Below are 18,474 nucleotides of genomic sequence, written 5' to 3' on the forward strand. Positions count from 1 at the left end.
CGACGCGACGCGCATGGGCTCTGCTGCAGTCGGCTCTGCTGCGAGCGTCAGACTAACCAGTCGGTATGTAACGAGGGAAGAGGCTCCTTCGCTAGCGTGCGTGGCCATGACAGTTCCGTCGATCCCGGAGGTCACCGCATGAGGCTGTCCAGACGAGGACTGCTGGCCGCGACCACGGCGGCCGTGTCGCTCCCCGCGACCGGCGCGGCCGCCGCCGGGGGCGGCAGACGGCTGCGCACCGGCTTCGAACGGCTGGCGGAGGACGGCTACGCACTGCTGGACGGCCGGCGAGTGGGCATCGTGACCAACCCCACGGGTGTGACCAGGGTCGCGCGCCACATCGTCGACGTGATGCACGCGGAGTCCCCGGTGAACCTGGTCGCGGTCTTCGGCCCCGAGCACGGCTTCCGCGGCACGGCGCAGGCGGGCGGTTCGGAGGGCCGCTACGACGACCCGGCGACGGGGCTGCCCGTCTACGACACATACCTGAAGAGAGGTCAGCCGCTCGCGGACGTCTTCACGGCGTCCGGTGTGGACACGATCGTCTTCGACATCCAGGACGTGGGCGCCCGCTTCTACACGTACATCTGGACGCTGTACGACTGTATGGAGGCGGCAGGGCTCGCGGGCAAGCGGTTCGTGGTCCTGGACCGGCCGAACCCCGTGACCGGGCGGTCCACCCAGGGCCCCGTTCTGCACCGGGAGTTCGCGACGTTCGTGGGACGGCAGCCGATCGCCCAGGCGCACGGGATGACCGTGGCGGAACTGGCGGGGCTCTTCAACGGGGAGTTCCTGAGCACGCCCGTACCGCTGGACACCGTCCTGATGACCGGCTGGAAGCGGTCCGACTTCTACGACGCCTCCGGCCTGCCCTGGGTGCCGCCGAGCCCGAACATGCCGACGCCCGACACCGCGCTGGTCTACTCGGGGACGTGTCTGTTCGAGGGCACGAACCTGTCGGAGGGACGCGGCACCACCCGCCCCTTCGAACTCCTGGGCGCGGAGGGGATCGACGGGCGGTGGGCGGCCGAGGCGGAGCGGCTCGGGCTGCCCGGCGTGCACTTCAGGGAGGCGTACTTCGCGCCCACCTTCTCCAAGTTCCAGGGCAGGACGGTGGGCGGGGTGCAGATCCATGTGCACGACCGGACGGCCTACGACCCCGTGCGCACCGGAATCGCGCTGCTCGTGACCGCCAGGAAGGTGTGGAGCGGCTTCGCCTGGCGCTCCGACGACTGGATCGACAAGCTCACGGGGTCCGCCCGGGTGCGCACGATGATCGACGCGGGGGCGACGGCGGACGAGGTGGTCGCCGCCTGGCAGGACGAGCTGGCCTCCTTCCGGTGCCTGCGCAGGAAGTATCTCGTGTACGGATGAGTCATGACGTATGGCCAACCTTCGCCACCAGCAGGACGATGCGCCCACAGCGCACTCGACCTCGGGCCAAGGGGGACCTGTCATGGCGGTACCGGCAATCAGTGTGAGTCCCTACTGGGAGCTGACCTTCGACGCGGACGGGGACGTGGACGGCCCGGAAAGGGACCGGCTGCTCGCCGAGGTGAACGGGCGCGGGGTACGGGACCTGCTGGTCTTCGCGCACGGCTGGAACAACGAACGCTCCGGTGCGACCCGGCTCTACGACCACTTCTTCGCTCCGGTGCCCTCGCTGGCGCCGCGGGCGCACCTGGGGTACGTGGGCGTGATCTGGCCGTCCATGATGTTCGCGGACGAGCCGATCCCCGACTTCCCGCCCTCGGCCGCGGCCGAGATCCCGCGGCCCACGCGTCCGCTGCTGGACGAGAACTCCCGGCACGCCCTTCTGGAGGTCTTCCCCGGCAACGCGACCCTGGTGGAACAGATCGCGCGGCTGCTGGAGCAGCACCCCGACGACGATGCCTCGCTGGAGGAGTTCGGGCGGCTCGTACGGCTGCTGGTGGAGGCTCGGCCGGGGGGTCCGCAGGCCGCGTTCGACGCGGACATGCTGGCGGAGGGGGTGCCCGAGAGCGCACCGGAGATGCTGTTCGGCGACACGAGGCAGGCGTGCCAGGACTTCGCGCAGGCGCTGGAGCAGGTGGATTCGGCGGACGGGCAGGCACAGGGGACGGAAGGGTTCTCGTTCACGCCGAAGGGGGTGTGGGACGGGGCGCACGAACTGCTGAGGCAGGCCACGTACTACGCGATGAAGCGGCGCGCGGGGACGGTCGGGGAGCGCGGACTCGGCCGGGTGATCGGACAGTTGGCGCAGGCGGCACCGAACGTACGTGTGCATCTGATCGGGCACAGCTTCGGCGGGCGGCTGGTGTCGTTCGCCCTGCGCGGGCTGCCGGACGGCGTGCACACGGTGAAGTCCGTGACCCTGCTCCAAGGGGCCTTCTCGCACTACGCGTTCGCCGCCCGCCTGCCCGACGACCCGCACGCGAGCGGTGTGCTGCACGGGCAGCAGAACCGCATCGACGGTCCCCTGGTGTGCTGCTACTCCCGTTTCGACTCGGCGCTCGGCACGCTCTATCCGCTGGCCTCACGCATGGCGGACGACGATCAGTCGCTGGCCGGGGAGGCACCGTCGGCGGCCGGGGAGGCCGCGGGCCCCGTGGAGGGCTTCGGCATCGGCGACCTCCTGGGACGGAAGTGGGGAGCGATGGGGCACGACGGGGTGCAGGCAGTGGACGGCACGCAGGGCTTCGTCCTCGCCGACGCGCTGCGCAGGGCGCTGCCCGCGTCGGGATGCGTCAACATCGACGCGTCCGCCGTCGTCTGCAACGGCGGACCACCGTCCGGTGCCCACAGCGACATCGTGCACCGGGAGTTGGCACAGGTGGTACTGGCGGCGGGCCGCGTGGGCTGACCCGCCGCCGTGCGGGCACTACCGGTGGGACGTGTACTCCACGACCTGCTGGAACGTCGGCCGGTTCTGCCAGCTGATCTTGCCGTGCTTGATGCCGCCCAGGGTGCGCTGGACGATCGAGTCGGCGCACCACTGGTCACCCGCCGAGCACTGGTCGTCGCCCGGGTAGACCTGGGACGCCGTCATGCCGGCCGCCTGCTTCAGGGTGCTGATCAGGATGTCCCGGCACGCGCTGAGACTGCCGCCGCCGCAGTACTTCTGGTCCAGCCCGCCCTGCACGGACTCGCCGAGCACCGCGCGGATGTCCTTGTCGACATAGCTCCACCAGCCGTACTGGAAGGAGCTGCCGGCGTGCGAACCGGTGGGGCCGTGCGCGGCCGAGGGGGACTCGTCGACCGGCAGGTTGTTGGTGAAGGCGGTGTACAGGTCGCTGCCCAGACCGGGCTGGAACTCGCCCTTCACCAGCAGCGGCCACCAGGCGTCCAGAATGCGGATCGCGTCGGCGTCGGCGTACGTCTTCGAACCTGCCGAGGTCTCCGTGCGCTTGGCGCCCGCCGACACCCACGCGGACAATTTGCTCACCGCCGCAGCGGCCGTGGAGTCGGTCACCGTCGAGCTGTTGACGACCTTCAGCAGCTTCGGCAGCACGTCCTCAGCCCGCAGGTCGGCGAGGGCCGCGTCCGCCATCGCCTTCACCAGCGACGAGCGGGTCACCCCACCGGCCGCCACGAGCTTCTTCACCCGGTCCTCCAGCAGATTGCCGCGGTGCACCGAGCCGTCGCCCCAGGGCGCGGTCGTGTAGTCCTTGGCCTGCTTGTTGTTCCAGGAGATGTAGTAGTCCTGGTCGATGGAGTTGGGGTGGGCGGAGGGCGCGGTGTAGTCCGCCGTGTTCGTCGTCGGGTCCCAGTTCCGCCACTCGTACGCGGCCTGCGCCCACACCGGGAACTCGGCGTCGACGCCGCTCGCGCGTACCGGGTTGTTGCCGCTGTTGTAGTAGGCGGTGTGCTGGGAGTCGGCGTAGAACCAGTTGAATGTGTAGTTGATGTGCGAGGCCGCGCTCTGGAAGTCCTGCGGGCCCTTGACGTAGTCCGGGTCGTTCAGCATCTGGAAGCCGATGATCGAGTCGGCCTCGTGCAGGTAGGACGAGCGCAGCGTGGTGTAGGCGACCTTCTTGCCGCCGACCGTGGCGCGGTACTCCACGGGCCCGTACTTGGTGCGCCAGGCCTTCATCGTGTAGGAGCCGGCGGCGGTCGAGTCGGCGGTGGTCGGCTTCCAGGAGTTGGTGTGCTCGACCTCGTCCATGGCCGTGCAGGTGCCGTGGTACAGGTAGTGGTAGTCGTCCTGGCACAGCTCGACGGCGTAGGTGTCGATGATGTCCTGGCCGGAGGTCGTGGCGCTCCACGAGTAGTCCTGGCCGCGGCCCAGTTCGACGTACATGCCAAGACCCGCGAAGGAGGCGCCGCGGGCGCTGATGCCCGGGCCCTGGATCTCCTGGAGCATGAGCAGCTGGGGCGCGAAGTAGCCGGTCTGCGGGCCGAAGACGGCGATCGGGTGGCCGCTCGCGGTGTACTTGCCGCTCACCACCAAGGCGTTGGACATCCCGCGCTTGGCGGAGGTCAGGGCGGTGGTGGCCGCCGTCTTGGAGGCGGTGGTGGCACTGGAGGTCGCCGCGCTGCCGGTGCGGTCGTAGACGAGCGGCTCCTCGGTCACCGATCCGGCGTCGGGCAGCGCCTCGCCCTGCGGGCTGTCGGGCTTCGACGCGTACGGGAAGCTCTCGCCGTTGTGGACGGTGACGACGGCCTCGGGGTCGTTGCGCTCGCGGAAGGACTCCCAGACCTTGGTGCCTTCCTCCACTCCGTACTTGGACTGAGCGGCGAGGAGGGAGATCGCATTGTTGACCTCGCCGCCACCGCCGGAGCCGAAGAGCGCGCCGATGACGGAGGCGAGCGCGACCAGGTCGGTGGCCTTGAAGTGGTCGATGGTGCCGGCGTTGGTGATCGAGTCCTTGTGGCCGGTCAGGACGTACTCGCCGGGGAAGTAGCGGCCGCTGTCGGAGGCGTCGATATAGGCGTTGATGCCGTCGAGGTAGGCGTTGACGTCGGCGAGGGCCTGCTTGCCGCGGTCGCCGTTGGCGGCCACCGCGTTGTCGATCTGGGCCTGCAGATCGGCTTCGGTGTAGGGCGCGTTGCGCCAGAACTGCTGTTCAAGGCCCTGGTTGGCGGCGGCTCCGCCCGCGAAGGAGGTCAGCTGGCCGCGGCCCACATGCCGGAAGACGTCCATGAGCCACAGCCTGTCCTCAGCCGCGGCATAACCGGCGCCGAACTCGGTGCCGTATCGAGTGGTACCGGTGATGTGCGGAACGCCCGCCTTCTTGTCGCGGACGATCGTCACGTCGCTGCGGCCCGCGGGTTTCTCGGTGGAAGCGACTTGATCGGAAGAGACACCGAACGACGCGTCGTTGAAGAACGTGTTGATCTTCGTGTCGGTGAGCGTGGAGTAGCCGGTGGCCAGGTTGGCGTAGGTGCCGAGCTGGTCCTCGGCGTGGTCGGGCTGAACGCCGAAGGCCTGGTTGAGGAGGATCTGGACGAGGGTGGCGTTGCCGTTCTCGCCGGGCGGGAGGATGTCCGAACACTGGCCGCCGCAGTAGTCGTTGGCCGCCGCCGCTTCCGCGGTGCCCGCGGCCGCAGGGGACAACAGACCTGCGACGAGAACGCATATCGACGCGGTCTTGAGGAACTTGGTGAGTCTCCGGGGAGTTCTCAGTCTGTCGAGGGTGGTGCGTGGGGTGCGCCGTGGCATGGCAGCTCCTCCCGACGATGGTGGGCGGGATGTTACCGCCGGTATCCCCGGGATTGAACATGAACATGCGTCAACTTTCTGGGAGAGCCACGGTCATGCCGATCTCTCGACGGCGACCGACGGCATGGGGGAAGGCGGCCGAGAACCGTTCGGACGGTGGCTTATGGAGGCCATCGGAAAACGGATGGAGCCGAATCGCTTGTCGATACGTCTATTCGGCGACGTCCGTACGACGACGCCGAAGTGACCGAAGTACAGGTGCAGGTGTGACGGAGGTGCAGGGCGATGGCCGGTTTCCGGAGTCTGGCGAGACAGGTGCGCGATCCCAGATGCGATCTGGCACTGCGGCGCTATTCGCTGCGCAAGTGCCTTGAGAAGTTCGCCCCCTACGGGCATCGGGCGACCTGGGACCATCTGTGCTCCCGGGCCGGGTTCGGTCCCGAGGACCGTTCCCCCGATCCGGCGCGGCTCGTGGCCGCACTGGACGAACTGGAGGAGGCTCGCTCCGTCTGGCTCGGCTACGAGGCCGAGTTCACGCAGCGCCGCAAGCGGGAGAAGCACGACGGGCTGCGCAGGCCGGGCAGTGTGGATGACTGGCACCGGCTGACCTGGGGTGGTTTCGGGGTCGCCTGGTGCGACGACCCGCGGGTCCACCCTCGTGAACCGCTGGCCGAGGTGCTGCGCCGGCTCATCGACGCACTGGAGCGTGAGCCGGGCTCGGTCTGCCCGGTGTGCGCCGGTGAGCGCCTCATCTGGAGGTACGACCTGGCCCATGAGCCGTCGTCGGGCCCGGTCTGCACGGACTGCGGCATCGTGGTGCCACGGCCTGTGCTGACGCCCGGCGCCCTGGCGGAGGCCAGGCGCGCACGACTGCTGGTGACGGCGTGACGGAAGGACCCGAGGGCGCGGGGGTGCGCCGGGGATGCCGCACCCCCGTTGTCAGTGGTGAGCTGCATCATCGGGGTCATGATGCAGGTGTGTCTGAACGGAGCCCGGGGACCGGCCGACAGCGCGGTCGTGCCGATGTCGCCGGGCGCGATGGCCGACGCGGCGTCGGCCGCCGTCACGGCCGGGGCGTGGGAAGTGCATGTCCACCCCAAGACCCCCTGTGGGCGGGACTCGTTGTCGGCGAAGGTGGTCGCGGCGACCCTCGAGGAGATACGGGCGCGCATCGTCGTCCCCGTCGGTGTGACCACCGGCGCCTGGGCGGAACCGGACCCGGCCGCGCGGGTGGAGCGCATCCGCTCGTGGACCGTGCTGCCCGACCACGCCTCGGTCAACTGGCACGAGCCGGGCGCGGAGGAGGTCGCGGCGGCGCTGATCGACCGCGGGATCGGGGTCGAGGCGGGCATCTGGTCCGGCACGGACGGCGCGGCACGATTCGCGGCGTCCCCGCTGGGACCGAGGGTGCTGCGGGTGCTCGCGGAGGTGACGGACCCCTCCGCGGACACAGCGGAGGAGACCGCCCGCGCCCTGCTGTCCGCACTCGGCTCCCCGAGCCGCCCTGTGCTGCTGCACGGGGCGGAGAGCGGCACCTGGCCGGTGCTGCGACTGGCCGGACGGCTCGGACTTGCCACCCGTATCGGCCTGGAGGACACGCTGGTCCTGCCGGACGGGCAACCGGCCCGGTCGAACGCCCAGTTGGTGGCGGAGGGACTGGCTCAGTACAGGCGGTCCCGGCGCTGCTCGTGAGAACGTGGCCGCCCCGACGGAGCGCGTGACACTACCAGCCGCAAATCCGCTGGCTCCACCCCTTTCCCGTACGGACAGTTGGGGGCGATGAAACACACCTGAGGAATCCGAGGAGTCCCGATGTCGACGCTGCGCGTCACCGCCGAAGTGCTGACCATCCACGAGCATCCGAACGCCGACGCACTCGAACTGGCCCAGGTGGGTCTGTACCGAGCCGTCGTCGCCAAGGGCCAGTACCGCACCGGTGACACCGCCGTCTACATCCCCGAGCAGTCCGTTCTCCCGGCCGGACTGATCGAGGAGCTGGGGCTGACCGGACGGCTCGCGGGCAGCAAGTCCGACCGGGTCAAGGCGGTACGGCTGCGCGGCGAGCTGTCGCAGGGCATCGTCTGCCGGCCGAAGGCACTGGCGGACGTCGACCTCGCGCGGGCCGCGGCCGACGGCACCGACTTCGCGGAGGTGCTCGGCATCACCAAGTGGGTGCCGCCGATACCGCCCACCATGGACGGCGAGGTCGAGTCCGCGCCGGATCTGCTGCCGTGGGTCGACATCGAGAACATCCAGCGTTACCCGGACATCTTCGCGCCCGGCGAGCCCGTCGTGCTGACGGAGAAGCTGCACGGGTCGGCATGCCTGCTGACGTACGTCACGGACGAGGACCGGGTGCTTGTCTCGTCGAAGGGCTTCGGGGCCAAGTCGCTCGCGCTGAAGGAGGATCCGCGCAACCTCTACTGGCGGGCGGTGCACGGCCACGGCGTCCCGGAGGCTGCGGCCAGGCTGGCCGCACGGCTCGGCGCGCGCCGGGTGGGGATCTTCGGCGAGGTGTACGGGGCGGGCGTACAGGACCTGACGTACGGGGCCGACGGGCGGCGCGAGACGCTGGGGTATGCCGTGTTCGACGTGTCCGCCGACATCGACGGCGAGGTGCGGTGGCTGGACGCGGTGGAGCTGCTTGCCGGGGAACTGCCGTTGGTTCCGCGGCTGTACGAGGGGCCGTACGACATCTCGCGTGTGCTGGACGTCGCCGGCGGGCGCGAGACCGTGTCGGGGCGGGAGCTGCATCTGCGGGAGGGCGTGGTGATCCGACCCGTCGCCGAGCGGTACAGCCCGGTGACCGGGGGGAGGGCGATCGCGAAGGCGGTGAGCCCGGCTTACCTGACGCGGAAGGGCGGGACGGAGTACGAGTGAGCGTCGGCCGATGGGTGCCCGGGGCTGGGGCCGGCCGAGGGAGGTCGCGCAGCCCGGCGTCCCCCCAGCGGCACGACTGCCCGCAGGCTGCGCTCAGCGGTCGCCGCCCCGTTCCGCCATCAGCCGCGACCCCGACTGCCGCTCCCCGAAGATGTCGTCCGGGTTGGACAGGACGCAGGTCTCCAAGGACAGGCAGCCACAGCCGATGCAGTCCGTGAGGTGGTCGCGGAGCCGGCTCAGCTGGCGGATGCGCTCGTCGAGTTCGGAGCGCCAGGCCTCGGAGAGCCGGGCCCAGTCCTCGCGGGTCGGGGTCCGCTCCTCGGGGAGTTCGGCGAGCGCCTCACGGATGGTGGCCAGTGGGATGCCGACGCGCTGCGCGGCGCGTACGAAGGCGACCCGGCGCAGCGCGTCGCGCTGGTAGCGGCGCTGGTTGCCCGATGTGCGGCGGCTGCTGATCAGGCCCTTGGACTCGTAGAAGTGCAGGGCGGAGACGGCAGCACCGCTGCGGGCGGACAACTGGCCGACGGTCAGCTCGTGGATCTTCTCGGGGATCTTGGGCACCCCTCAGAGCCTACCCATCGCGTCATACGCCCGGTCCGTTGACACGGGTCCCGGAGCCGACCATGCTAAGCAGTTGCTTAGACATGGTGACTTCGTGATGCGAGAGGCCGGGAACATGGCAGAGCCGAGGACCTTCATGTCCGCCGACGAGCTGAAGGCGGCGGTGGGCGAGCAGCTGGGGTACAGCGACTGGCTGGAGATCGACCAGAAGCGGATCGATCTGTTCGCGGAGGCCACGGGCGACCACCAGTGGATCCATGTGGATCCGGAGAAGGCCGCCACGGGCCCCTTCGGCACGACCATCGCGCACGGCTACCTCACGCTGTCCCTGCTGCCGCTCTTCGGACCGCAGCTGATCAAGGTCGAGGGCGCCAAGATGGGCGTCAACTACGGGACGAACAAGGTCCGCTTCCCCGCCACGGTCCCGGTCGGTTCCCGGCTGCGCGCCACCGCGACGATCACCGGCGTCGAGGATGTGAAGGGCGGGGTGCAGGTGACCGTCGCCTTCACCGTGGAGCGCGAGGGCGGCGACAAGCCGGTGTGCGTCGCGGAGTCGGTGTCCCGGTACTACCTCTGAACGAGGTACGCCTCTCTGAACGAGGTACGCCTCTCTGGACGAGGTACGACCTCCGAGCCGGTAACGGCTCCGGGCGGGCCGGGGCTACTTGGCCCCGACCATCCGCAGCACGAGGTCGGCGTAGAGCGCGCCGACCTCGTCGGGCGTCCGGGGACCGTCGACGTTGAACCACCGGGCGACGTCGATGCAGAGCGAGAGCACGGCGAGGGTGGTGCCGTGCACGTCGAGCACGTCGAACTCGCCGGCTGCCACACCGTCCTCGACGATCGCCCGTACCTCGGCGTCGACCTGGCGGCGCAGCGCGAGGATCTCGGCGCGGGCGTCCGGGCCGAGCGCATCGAGTTCGTACTGCACGACGCGCGCCGTGGTGCGCCGCCCGGCGTGCCAGCGGACGAACGAGCTCACGGCGTCGGCGAGCCGTTCCTTCGCGGTGCCCTCACGCCGTCCCGCCGTGCGCAGGATGTCGAGCGCCTTGTCGTGGCCGATCCGGCTGATCCGGTGAAGCAGTTCTTCCTTGGTCTTGAAGTGGATGTAGAGCGCGGCCGGGCTCATACCCGCACGGCCCGCGATGTCGCGGGTCGTCGTGGCGTGGTAGCCGCGCTCGGCGAAGGCCTCGACGGCGGCGACCAGCAGCCGCCGGGCCGCGTCCGGAGTCACCTCGCCCCACGGATCCAACTCGCCGCCGGCCGTCTCCTCCGCCGTACTCATCGCTCGCCCCTTCCCATGTCAGGACGAACACCATACCTCCGAAGGTGAGCGAGCGCTTAGAGTGCCCGCTCAGAGGAGTGAGTCAGGCGTTCAGAGCTTCTCGAAGGGGTGGTACACCCTGCCCGCCGCCTCCTGCCGGTCCCGGATCACCTTGGCGAGGGTGAAGGCGGAGGTGACCAGGTACAGGACGGCGATGCCCAGGAATGCCCGTACCCAGGCGTCGGCGTTCAGCTTGAAGATGCCGATGGCGGTCGCAGCCATGGCCACGGAGAAGGACGCGACTGCCTGGCCGTAGAAGGCGGCCGTGCCCTGCTTGACCGGTGTGTCACTCATGCGGACAAGGATCGGGCGAGGTGGCGGCCGTCACATCCGCCGAAGTACTCAGGCACGTACTCAGAACGCCGAAACCCCCGTCAGCGCGCGCCCGATCAGCAGCTTCTGGATCTGGCTCGTGCCCTCGTAGAGGGTCATCACACGGGCGTCGCGCAGGAGTTTGCCCGCCGGGTACTCGTCGATGTAGCCGTAGCCGCCGAAGACCTGGAGGGCGTTGTTCGCGGCACGGACGGCGGCCTCGGAGGCGAAGAGCTTGGCCTTGGAGGACTCGACGGCAAAGGGCCTGCCGCGGTCGATCAGGTCGGCGACCCGCCAGGTCAGCAGCCGCGCCGCGTCGACGTCGACGGCGATGTCGCTGATGAGTTCCTGGACGAGCTGGTGGTGGGCGATGGTCCTGCCGAACTGCTCGCGCTCGGTGGCGTACCGCACGGCCGCGTCCAGCGCCGCCCTGGCTATGCCGACGCAGCCCGCTGCGACCGACATCCGCCCCTTGGCGAGCGCGGACATGGCGACGGAGAAACCCTTGCCCTCGGGCGCCAGCATCGCGGAGGCGGGCACGCGGACGTCCTCGAGGACCAGCTCGGCGGTGGCCTGGCCGCGCAGGCCGAGCTTGCCGTGGATCGTGCGGCGGGTCAGACCTGGGGTGTCGGTCGGCACGAGGAAGGCGGAGACGCCCTTGTGGCCGGGGGCGTCGGTGGAGCGGGCGAACAGCAGCACCACATCGGCCCAGGTGCCGTTCGTGATGAACATCTTGGTGCCGCTGATGACGTAGTCGCCGCCGTCGCGGACCGCCCGGGTGGAGAGGTTGCCGGCGTCCGATCCGGTGCCGGGTTCGGTGAGACCGAAGCAGCCGACGTACTCGCCGGAGGTGAGCCCCGGCAGCCACCGCCGCTTCTGCTCCTCGCTTCCCCAGGCTGCGATGCTCTTGGCGACGAGACCCAGCGAGACGGACACGATCCCGCGCACGGACGAGTCGCCGCGGCCCAGCTCCTCGGTCACCAGGCAGTACGCGAGATGGTCGCCGCCCGAGCCGCCGTACTCCTCGTCGATGGTGAGCCCGAGGAACCCGACCTCGCCCAGCTTCTTCACGACCGACCGGTCGACCTCCTCGGCCCGGTCCCAGGCCACGACGTGCGGGGCGATCTCCCGGCCCACGAAGTCCTCGGCCAGCTGCCGGACGGCGACTTGCTCCTCACCGAGCTCCAGGTTCACGACACGTCACCCCAAGGGAAGGTCCGGGAAGGCCCGGAAAGGTCTTTGAAAACCGCACATTTAAATTAGCACTGCTAGTTTCTCATCGCAGCCCTACTATGTGCGCCATGGCCCGACCGCGCAAGCCCCTGCTCAGCACCGACCGCATCGTCGCCACGGCACGGGCGCTGGTGGACGCGGAGGGCCTCGCCGCCGTCTCCACGCGCCGGCTCGCCGCGGAACTCGGGGTCAGCGGCCCCTCCCTCTACAACCACTTCCGCACGAAGGACCAGATCCTTGAGGCGGTGGCGGACTCGGTCAGCGCCCAGGTCGACCTGTCGATGTTCGAGGACGGCCGCAACTGGCGGACCGCACTGCACGACTGGGCGGTCTCCTACCGGGCCGCCCTGCGCGACCACCCGAACATCGTGCCGGTCCTGGCGCGCGGACCCGGCCGCCGCCCGGCCGCGCTGCGCCTCGCGGACGCCGTGTACGGCGCGATGGTCGACGCCGGCTGGCCGCCCGCGCAGGCCACCTCCATCGGCGCGCTGATGCGCTACTTCGTCATGGGTTCCGCGCTGGGCTCGTTCGCGGGCGGCTTCGTCGACGACGAGACGGCGTACGACCCGGCCGACTACCCCCACCTCGGCCAGGCCCACCTCCTCGCCGACCAGCAGGAGAAGATCGACGAGCGGGCCTTCGAGACCGGGCTGACGGCGCTGCTGGACGGGCTGGAGCAGCAGTACGAGGAAGTGAAGCGCTCCGCGTAGGACAGGCCCGGCATTCTTCGGCGGGCGCCGAAGTGTCCGTACCCCATGCTGGAGTGCATGACCACCAGGGATCCGGGCCGGGCGCGGCCGCGGGACGGCCAGGCGCCGGGACTCGCGGCACTCGCCGGGCTGATCGCGGACGAGACGCGCGCCGCCTGTCTGCTGGCGCTGCTCGACGGACGGGCATGGACCGCCGGTGAGCTGGCCCGGCACGCGGGGGTCGCGGCGTCGACGCTGAGCGAGCACCTGGGCAAGCTCGTCGCGGGCGGGCTGCTGGCCGAGGAGCGGCAGGGGCGGCACCGGTATGTGCGGCTGGCCGACGCGCAGGTCGCCCAGCTGGTCGAGGACCTGGCCGCGCAGGTCGCGCCGGCTGCCGGGGCCGGGCGTCCGCGCACACTGCGGGAGGCGAACGCCGGTTCCGCGATGGCCCGTGGCCGCACCTGTTACGACCACCTCGCCGGGCGGCTCGGCATCGCCGTCACCGACGCGCTCACGGCGTGGGGGCTGCTGCGTCAGGATGTCGGGTTCGCGCTCACCGACGCGGGTCTGAAGTGGTTCGACTCCGCAGGCATCGGCCTGGACCGCAGGGGGCGCCGTCCGCTCGCCCGCGCCTGCCTCGACTGGACCGAGCGCCGCCCCCATCTCGCGGGTGTCGCGGGCGCGGCTCTGTGCCGGCATGCCCTGGACGCGGGCTGGTGTGTGCGCATCGGCTCCGAGCGGGCCGTGAAGGTCACGCCGGCGGGCGAGCGCGCGCTGTCCGAGCTGCTGGGGATCGAGGCGGGGGCGCTGCGCTGACCCGGCCGCCCCCCGCCCGGTTGCCGTCTCGACGTCCGAAATACGCGAGCCTGCGCACCTCTCCCCTCCTACTGTCTGGAGCATGATGAACGCCTCCCCGTCCCGTCCGGCCCGTCACGCCGAGTGGTCGGCCGCGGCTGCCGCCGCGGTCACCGTGGTGCTGTGGGCCTCCGCCTTCGTCTCGATCCGCAGCGCGGGAGCCGTGTACTCGCCGGGCGCTCTGGCGCTGGGCCGGCTGCTCTCCGGGGCCCTGGTGCTCGGGATCGTCTGTCTCATAAGGCGGGAGGGGTGGCCGCCGCGCGCGGCCTGGCGCGGGATCGCGATATCGGGTGTGTTCTGGTTCGGCTTCTACAGCGTGGTCCTGAACTGGGGCGAGCAGCAGGTGGACGCCGGCACGGCGGCCCTGGTCGTGAACATCGGGCCCCTCCTGATCGCCCTGCTCGGTGCGCGGCTGCTCGGCGATCCGATGCCGCCACGGCTGCTGGCGGGCATGGCCGTCTCGTTCGCCGGTGCGGTGACCGTCGGGCTGTCGATGTCCGGTGAGGGCGGTTCCTCGGTGCTCGGGGTGGTGCTGTGCCTGCTCGCCGCGGTCGCGTACGCGGCCGGGGTCGTCGCACAGAAGCCCGCGCTGAACACGGCGAGCGCGCTCCAGGTGACGACATTCGGGTGTCTCGTCGGGGCCGCCCTGTGTCTGCCGTTCGCGGGGCAACTGGTCCACGAGGCGTCCCGTGCTCCGGTCTCGGCGACGCTCAACATGGTGTACCTGGGCGTCTTTCCGCTGGCGATGGCCTTCACGACCTGGGCGTACGCCCTGGCCCGTACGACCGCGAGCCGCATGGGCGCGACGACGTACGCCGTGCCCGCGCTGGTCGTCCTGATGTCCTGGCTGTTCCTCGGCGAGGTGCCGGGTCTGCTGACGCTCGGGGGCGGCGTGCTCTGCCTGGCGGGGGTGGCGGTGTCACGGTCGCGTGCCCGCCGGACCCCTGCTCAGCAACCGCACACCACACCCGAGCAGGTGTCGGCGACGGAGCCCTAGAACACCACCAGCGCCCGGCCGCCCTTCCCCGCCAGCATGTTCTCGAACGCCCCCGGGATCCCCTCCAGCGCGATGCGTTCCGTCACCAGGGCGCCCAGGTCAAGGCGGCCGGTCCGGACATGCTCGGCCAGGACCGGAAGGTCCTCGGCCGGGTTCGAGTTGCCGTAGACGCAGCCCGACAGCGTGCGGCCCCAGTGGAAGATCTCCAGGGCGTTGAAGGTGACCTCCTGGTCCTTGCCTCCGATGCCGACGACGGTCGTACGGCCGCCACGGCGCGTGGAGTCCCAGGCCGCGCGGATGGTGACCGCCCGGCCCACACACTCCACCGCCACATCGACACCCTGTTTGTCCGTCAGGCCGCGGATCTCGCGCGGCGTGGTGTCGGAGGCGAGGACGAAGTCCGTGGCACCCGCCCGACGGGCCAGTTCCTCCTTCTCGGGGGACACGTCCACCGCGATGATCCGTTCCGCGCCCGCGATCCGTGCCGACTGGAGCGTCGCGAGGCCCACTCCGCCGACACCGAAGACCGCGACGGTCTCCCCCGGCCGCACCTTCGCCGAGTGGTGAACGGCCCCGTACCCGGTGAGGACGGCACACCCCAGCAGGGCGGCGTCGGTCAGTGGCACGCCGTCCGGCAGCGGCAGCACACAGGACGCCGCCACCACCGTCTCCTCGGCGAACGCTGCCACGTTCAGACCGGGATGGAGATCCGTGCCGTCCTCGGCGCGGCGGGCGTAGACGTCACCGGCGCCGGTCAGCGCGTTCGCGCACAGCCACACCTCCCCCAGCGCGCAGGCGTGGCAACTCCCGCATGAGGGGGCCCAGTTCAGGACGACGGAGGCACCCGGCCCGACATGGGTGACGCCCTCCCCCACGGACACCACCGTCCCCGCTCCCTCGTGGCCGAGGACCGCGGGCACCGGCACCCGCATGGTGCCGTTGGACAGGGACAGATCGGAGTGGCAGACCCCGGCGGCGGCCAGCCGGATGCGGACCTGGCCGGGACCCGGCTCCGGAAGCTCGATGCCGGTGATCTCCAGCGGGGCACCGACGGCAGGCAGTACGGCGGCACGGACCATTTCGCTCAACGCTCCTGGAACTGCAGGGACTTGGTCTGGAGGTACTCGGCGAGCCCGTGCGCGCCCAGCTCGCGGCCCACGCCCGACTGTTTGTAGCCGCCGAAGGGTGCCAGCGGATTGAAGCGTCCGCCGTTGATGTCGACCTGCCCGGTCTCCAGCCTGCGCGCGAACGCGACCGCCTCCGTGTCGTCGCCCGCCCAGACGGCGCCGGCGAGCCCGTACACCGTGCCGTTCGCGATCCGCAGGGCGTCCTCCTCGTCCTCGTAGGGGAGGATCGAGAGCACCGGACCGAAGATCTCCTCCTGGGCGATCGTCATCTGTGGGGTCACGTCGGCGAAGACGGTGGGCTGTACGAAGTAGCCGCGCTCGTAGGGGGATTCCGGACCGCCCGCGACGAGCCGTGCTCCCTCGGCGACGCCCTTGTCGATATAACTCCGCACCCGCGCCTGCTGCTTGGCGCTCACCAACGGGCCGATACGGTCGCCGTACTTCGCCGCGGCCGCCGCGGCGAGCTCCACCGCCTCGTCGTACTGGTCCCGGTGCACCAGCATGCGTGTCCACGCACTGCATGTCTGGCCGGAGTTGGACATCACGTTGGCGACGCCGACGTTGACCGCCTTGGCGAGGTCCGCGCTCGGCAGGATGACGTTCGCGGACTTGCCGCCCAGTTCCAGGGCGACCTTCTTGACGGCCGCTCCCGCCGTGGCGCCGATCTGCCTGCCCACTGCCGTGGATCCGGTGAAGGAGACCAGGTCGATGCCCTCGTGCTCGGCGAGCGCCTGGCCCGCGACCGGGCCGAGGCCGGTGACGAGGTTGAACACCCCGGCCGGCACGCCGGCCGAGTTCACCGCCTCCGCGAAGAGCTGCGCGGTCAGCGGGGTGTCCTCGGCGGGCTTGAGGACGACGGTGCAGCCCGCCGCCAGGGCCGGGGCGACCTTGGCGACGATCTGGTGGAGGGGGTAGTTCCAGGGGGTGATGGCGCCCACGACCCCCACCGGCTCCTGGTGGACGATGGAGTTGCCGACCTTCTCCTCGAAGGCGTGCGTGGCGGCCAGTTCGGCGTACGAGCCCGCGACCAGGATCGGCAGGCCCACCTGGACGCTCTGTGAGAACGGCAGCGGCGAGCCCAGCTCGGCGGTGACGGTCTCGGCGATCTCGTCCTTGCGGGCGACGAGTGCGTCCCGCAGGGCGGTGAGCCGGGCGGCGCGTTCGGCAGGGAGGGTGGCGGCCCAGGCCGGGAGGGCGGCGCGGGCGGCCCGTACGGCGGCGTCGACGTCCTCGGCGGTACCCGCCGGGACCCGGCCGATGACCTGCTCGTCGACCGGGTTCACGACCTCGATGGTGTCCGCGCCGACGGCGGGGCGCCAGGCGCCGTCGATATACATGCCGTCATGTGCCTTCATCGTCATCCTCCGGGGCCGGGCAGCGTCATTCGCTCCGAACTGGCGATCGGCACCAAACTAGCGACGTTAGTTTTCCCGCGCCAGGGGACTCCACGGCCCGGCGCTTCCTTCACTCCTCCAGATCGGGCTGGTGCGCCGGCGCCGGGCAGACGCGCTGGCCGTGCTGGTCGAAGACGAAGAGGTGGGCGAGGTCGACCAGAAGCGGGACCTGCATGCCATGACGCAGCTGGATGTCGGGAGTGGTACGAACGACGAGGTCGCCGGGGAGGCGGCCCGTCTCCGGCGCCGGGTCGACGGGGTCGGGGTCCGCGTCCGCCAGGTGGTCGAGCACCACGACGGGCCCGGCCCGCAGGGGGCCCGTGCGTTCCCGCAGCCGGTCCAGCAAAGTGCCCTCGCGGCGGCGGCGCCGGACGGGACGGGACGGGCGGGACGCCTCCAGCTGCGGTACGACCGCGGGTCGTGAACCCGTGTTGAAGTGAACCAGGACCTCGTGCCCCTGGAACTCGACATGCTCGACGAGCCCGGTGATCGGCACCTCCCGGGACCGCGCCGCGGAGGGCGGGGCGATGCGCACCGCCTCCGAGCGCAGCCCGACGATCACCTCGCGGCCCTGCTGCACCCGCAGCAACTGGTGGTCCGTGCTCAGGGGTTCGGGCAGCCGCAGACACTGGCGGCCCAGGCTGATCGACATCGCCCCGTCGAGCGGGGCGCGGACGAGTCCGCGCAGCAGATTGATGCGGGGTGTGCCGATGAAGGCGGCGACGAAGACGTTCTCCGGCAGTCCGTACACCGCGCGCGGGCTGCCGAGCTGCTGCAGGACCCCACCGCGGAGCACGGCGACACGGTCGCCGAGCGACATCGCCTCGGCCTGGTCATGGGTGACATACACCGTGGTGACGCCCAGCTCTCTGGTGAGGGCGGAGATCTCGGCGCGCAGGTGGTTGCGGAGTTTGGCGTCGAGGTTCGAGAGCGGCTCGTCCATCAGGAATGCGGAGGGGTGCCGGGCGATCGCGCGGCCCATGGCGACGCGCTGTCGTTCCCCGCCGGAGAGCTGGCCCGGAAAGCGGCCCAGCAGGTCCTCGATGCCGAGCATGCGGGCTGTCGCGTCCACGCGGGGCCGCGGGTCCGCACCGGGGTTCTCGATACGCAGCGGGAAGCCGATGTTGTCGCGGCTGGTCATGTTCGGGTAGAGGGCGAAGTTCTGGAACACCATCGCGATGTTCCTTGCGGAGGGCACCAGATCGTTGGCGTACTCGCCGTCGAGCCGGATCTCGCCCTCGGTCACCTCCTCCAGCCCGGCGATCATCCTGAGGACGGTGGACTTGCCGCAGCCGGAGGGGCCGAGCAGGACGAGGAACTCGCCGGGGCGGATGTCCAGCGACAGTCGCTCCACCACGCGAACGCCACGCGTGTACGACTTGCTGACCTGGTGCAGGGAGATGGCGCGCGTCATGGCTGCCCCCCGGGGGCTCACAGGAACCGCAGGTGCTCCGCGATCGG

17 protein-coding genes are annotated in these 18,474 nt (G+C 70.7%); 9 read left to right on the plus strand and 8 right to left on the minus strand.

Going from position 1 to position 18,474, the window contains the following annotated elements; genetic code table 11:
* Positions 1-138: 138 nt before the first annotated feature.
* Positions 139-1,374 carry an exo-beta-N-acetylmuramidase NamZ family protein gene (locus tag ABT186_RS21825; RefSeq protein WP_351227874.1) on the plus strand — a complete coding sequence of 412 codons (1,236 nt, stop codon included), beginning with the start codon at positions 139-141 and terminating at the stop codon, positions 1,372-1,374.
* Positions 1,375-1,456: 82 nt separating this feature from the next.
* Positions 1,457-2,842 (plus strand): serine-threonine protein kinase, encoded by a 1,386-nt coding sequence (locus ABT186_RS21830; RefSeq protein ID WP_351926336.1) that lies wholly within the window; start codon positions 1,457-1,459, stop codon positions 2,840-2,842.
* Positions 2,843-2,860: 18 nt separating this feature from the next.
* On the opposite strand, the gene ABT186_RS21835 is transcribed toward ABT186_RS21830, so the two are convergent.
* Complete coding sequence (locus ABT186_RS21835) at positions 2,861-5,641, minus strand: penicillin acylase family protein (protein ID WP_351227878.1); 2,781 nt, start codon at positions 5,639-5,641, stop codon at positions 2,861-2,863.
* Positions 5,642-5,926: 285 nt separating this feature from the next.
* On the opposite strand from ABT186_RS21835, the gene ABT186_RS21840 reads away from it, so the two are divergent.
* From ABT186_RS21840 to ABT186_RS21850, 3 genes are all read left to right on the plus strand, one after another.
* Complete coding sequence (locus ABT186_RS21840; protein ID WP_351227880.1) at positions 5,927-6,529, plus strand: hypothetical protein; 603 nt, start codon at positions 5,927-5,929, stop codon at positions 6,527-6,529.
* 78 nt (positions 6,530-6,607) lie between these two features.
* Complete coding sequence (locus tag ABT186_RS21845; RefSeq protein WP_351227882.1) at positions 6,608-7,333, plus strand: 3-keto-5-aminohexanoate cleavage protein; 726 nt, start codon at positions 6,608-6,610, stop codon at positions 7,331-7,333.
* Between the two features lie 120 nt (positions 7,334-7,453).
* Positions 7,454-8,521, plus strand: coding sequence for an RNA ligase (ATP) (locus ABT186_RS21850; protein WP_351926338.1), 1,068 nt, complete (start codon positions 7,454-7,456; stop codon positions 8,519-8,521).
* 93 nt (positions 8,522-8,614) lie between these two features.
* Here the strand turns inward: ABT186_RS21850 and soxR are convergent, their stop codons facing one another.
* Positions 8,615-9,082, minus strand: a complete 468-nt coding sequence (gene soxR, locus ABT186_RS21855; RefSeq protein WP_351227886.1) for a redox-sensitive transcriptional activator SoxR — start codon at positions 9,080-9,082, stop codon at positions 8,615-8,617.
* 115 nt (positions 9,083-9,197) lie between these two features.
* Between soxR and ABT186_RS21860 the strand changes: the two genes are divergently transcribed.
* Entirely contained in the window at positions 9,198-9,659 is a 462-nt protein-coding gene (locus ABT186_RS21860) for a MaoC family dehydratase (protein WP_351227888.1), read from the plus strand.
* 84 nt (positions 9,660-9,743) lie between these two features.
* Here the strand turns inward: ABT186_RS21860 and ABT186_RS21865 are convergent, their stop codons facing one another.
* From ABT186_RS21865 to ABT186_RS21875, 3 genes are all read right to left on the minus strand, one after another.
* Positions 9,744-10,367, minus strand: a complete 624-nt coding sequence (locus ABT186_RS21865) for a TetR/AcrR family transcriptional regulator (protein WP_351227890.1) — start codon at positions 10,365-10,367, stop codon at positions 9,744-9,746.
* A gap of 90 nt (positions 10,368-10,457) precedes the next feature.
* Positions 10,458-10,700 carry a YiaA/YiaB family inner membrane protein gene (locus ABT186_RS21870; RefSeq protein ID WP_351227892.1) on the minus strand — a complete coding sequence of 81 codons (243 nt, stop codon included), beginning with the start codon at positions 10,698-10,700 and terminating at the stop codon, positions 10,458-10,460.
* Positions 10,701-10,760: 60 nt separating this feature from the next.
* Positions 10,761-11,912, minus strand: a complete 1,152-nt coding sequence (locus ABT186_RS21875) for an acyl-CoA dehydrogenase family protein (protein WP_351227894.1) — start codon at positions 11,910-11,912, stop codon at positions 10,761-10,763.
* A 107-nt stretch (positions 11,913-12,019) separates the two neighbouring features.
* Between ABT186_RS21875 and ABT186_RS21880 the strand changes: the two genes are divergently transcribed.
* The 3 genes from ABT186_RS21880 (at position 12,020) to ABT186_RS21890 (ending at position 14,492) form a co-directional block, all read left to right on the plus strand.
* Positions 12,020-12,661 (plus strand): TetR/AcrR family transcriptional regulator, encoded by a 642-nt coding sequence (locus tag ABT186_RS21880; RefSeq protein ID WP_351227896.1) that lies wholly within the window; start codon positions 12,020-12,022, stop codon positions 12,659-12,661.
* A gap of 45 nt (positions 12,662-12,706) precedes the next feature.
* Complete coding sequence (locus ABT186_RS21885) at positions 12,707-13,456, plus strand: ArsR/SmtB family transcription factor (RefSeq protein ID WP_351926340.1); 750 nt, start codon at positions 12,707-12,709, stop codon at positions 13,454-13,456.
* An 85-nt stretch (positions 13,457-13,541) separates the two neighbouring features.
* Positions 13,542-14,492 (plus strand): DMT family transporter, encoded by a 951-nt coding sequence (locus tag ABT186_RS21890; protein ID WP_502973286.1) that lies wholly within the window; start codon positions 13,542-13,544, stop codon positions 14,490-14,492.
* Here the strand turns inward: ABT186_RS21890 and ABT186_RS21895 are convergent.
* From ABT186_RS21895 to ABT186_RS21905, 3 genes are all read right to left on the minus strand, one after another.
* A complete protein-coding gene (locus ABT186_RS21895; protein ID WP_351227904.1) occupies positions 14,489-15,571 on the minus strand; it encodes a Zn-dependent alcohol dehydrogenase in 1,083 nt (360 codons plus the stop codon). The genes ABT186_RS21890 and ABT186_RS21895 overlap by 4 nt on opposite strands.
* Before the next feature lie 5 nt (positions 15,572-15,576).
* A complete protein-coding gene (locus tag ABT186_RS21900) occupies positions 15,577-16,974 on the minus strand; it encodes an aldehyde dehydrogenase family protein (RefSeq protein WP_351926344.1) in 1,398 nt (465 codons plus the stop codon).
* Positions 16,975-17,083: 109 nt separating this feature from the next.
* Complete coding sequence (locus tag ABT186_RS21905) at positions 17,084-18,427, minus strand: ABC transporter ATP-binding protein (protein ID WP_351926346.1); 1,344 nt, start codon at positions 18,425-18,427, stop codon at positions 17,084-17,086.
* Between the last annotated feature and the right edge of the window lie 47 nt (positions 18,428-18,474).

This window comes from Streptomyces sp. NPDC001634 (assembly GCF_040298185.1).
GTDB lineage: Bacteria > Actinomycetota > Actinomycetes > Streptomycetales > Streptomycetaceae > Streptomyces.

What these genes read in the sequence shown, in the direction of transcription:
- ABT186_RS21850 (WP_351926338.1), top strand. Translation starts at nt 7,454, where the DNA reads ATGTCGACGCTGCGCGTCACCGCCGAAGTGCTGACCATCCACGAGCAT.
- ABT186_RS21895 (WP_351227904.1), bottom strand. Translation starts at nt 15,571, where the DNA reads ATGGTCCGTGCCGCCGTACTGCCTGCCGTCGGTGCCCCGCTGGAGATC.
- ABT186_RS21890 (WP_502973286.1), top strand. Translation starts at nt 13,542, where the DNA reads ATGAACGCCTCCCCGTCCCGTCCGGCCCGTCACGCCGAGTGGTCGGCC.
- ABT186_RS21870 (WP_351227892.1), bottom strand. Translation starts at nt 10,700, where the DNA reads ATGAGTGACACACCGGTCAAGCAGGGCACGGCCGCCTTCTACGGCCAG.
- ABT186_RS21905 (WP_351926346.1), bottom strand. Translation starts at nt 18,427, where the DNA reads ATGACGCGCGCCATCTCCCTGCACCAGGTCAGCAAGTCGTACACGCGT.
- ABT186_RS21885 (WP_351926340.1), top strand. Translation starts at nt 12,707, where the DNA reads ATGCTGGAGTGCATGACCACCAGGGATCCGGGCCGGGCGCGGCCGCGG.
- ABT186_RS21865 (WP_351227890.1), bottom strand. Translation starts at nt 10,367, where the DNA reads ATGAGTACGGCGGAGGAGACGGCCGGCGGCGAGTTGGATCCGTGGGGC.
- ABT186_RS21845 (WP_351227882.1), top strand. Translation starts at nt 6,608, where the DNA reads ATGATGCAGGTGTGTCTGAACGGAGCCCGGGGACCGGCCGACAGCGCG.
- ABT186_RS21825 (WP_351227874.1), top strand. Translation starts at nt 139, where the DNA reads ATGAGGCTGTCCAGACGAGGACTGCTGGCCGCGACCACGGCGGCCGTG.
- ABT186_RS21840 (WP_351227880.1), top strand. Translation starts at nt 5,927, where the DNA reads ATGGCCGGTTTCCGGAGTCTGGCGAGACAGGTGCGCGATCCCAGATGC.
- ABT186_RS21830 (WP_351926336.1), top strand. Translation starts at nt 1,457, where the DNA reads ATGGCGGTACCGGCAATCAGTGTGAGTCCCTACTGGGAGCTGACCTTC.
- ABT186_RS21835 (WP_351227878.1), bottom strand. Translation starts at nt 5,641, where the DNA reads ATGCCACGGCGCACCCCACGCACCACCCTCGACAGACTGAGAACTCCC.
- ABT186_RS21900 (WP_351926344.1), bottom strand. Translation starts at nt 16,974, where the DNA reads ATGAAGGCACATGACGGCATGTATATCGACGGCGCCTGGCGCCCCGCC.
- ABT186_RS21880 (WP_351227896.1), top strand. Translation starts at nt 12,020, where the DNA reads ATGGCCCGACCGCGCAAGCCCCTGCTCAGCACCGACCGCATCGTCGCC.
- ABT186_RS21860 (WP_351227888.1), top strand. Translation starts at nt 9,198, where the DNA reads ATGGCAGAGCCGAGGACCTTCATGTCCGCCGACGAGCTGAAGGCGGCG.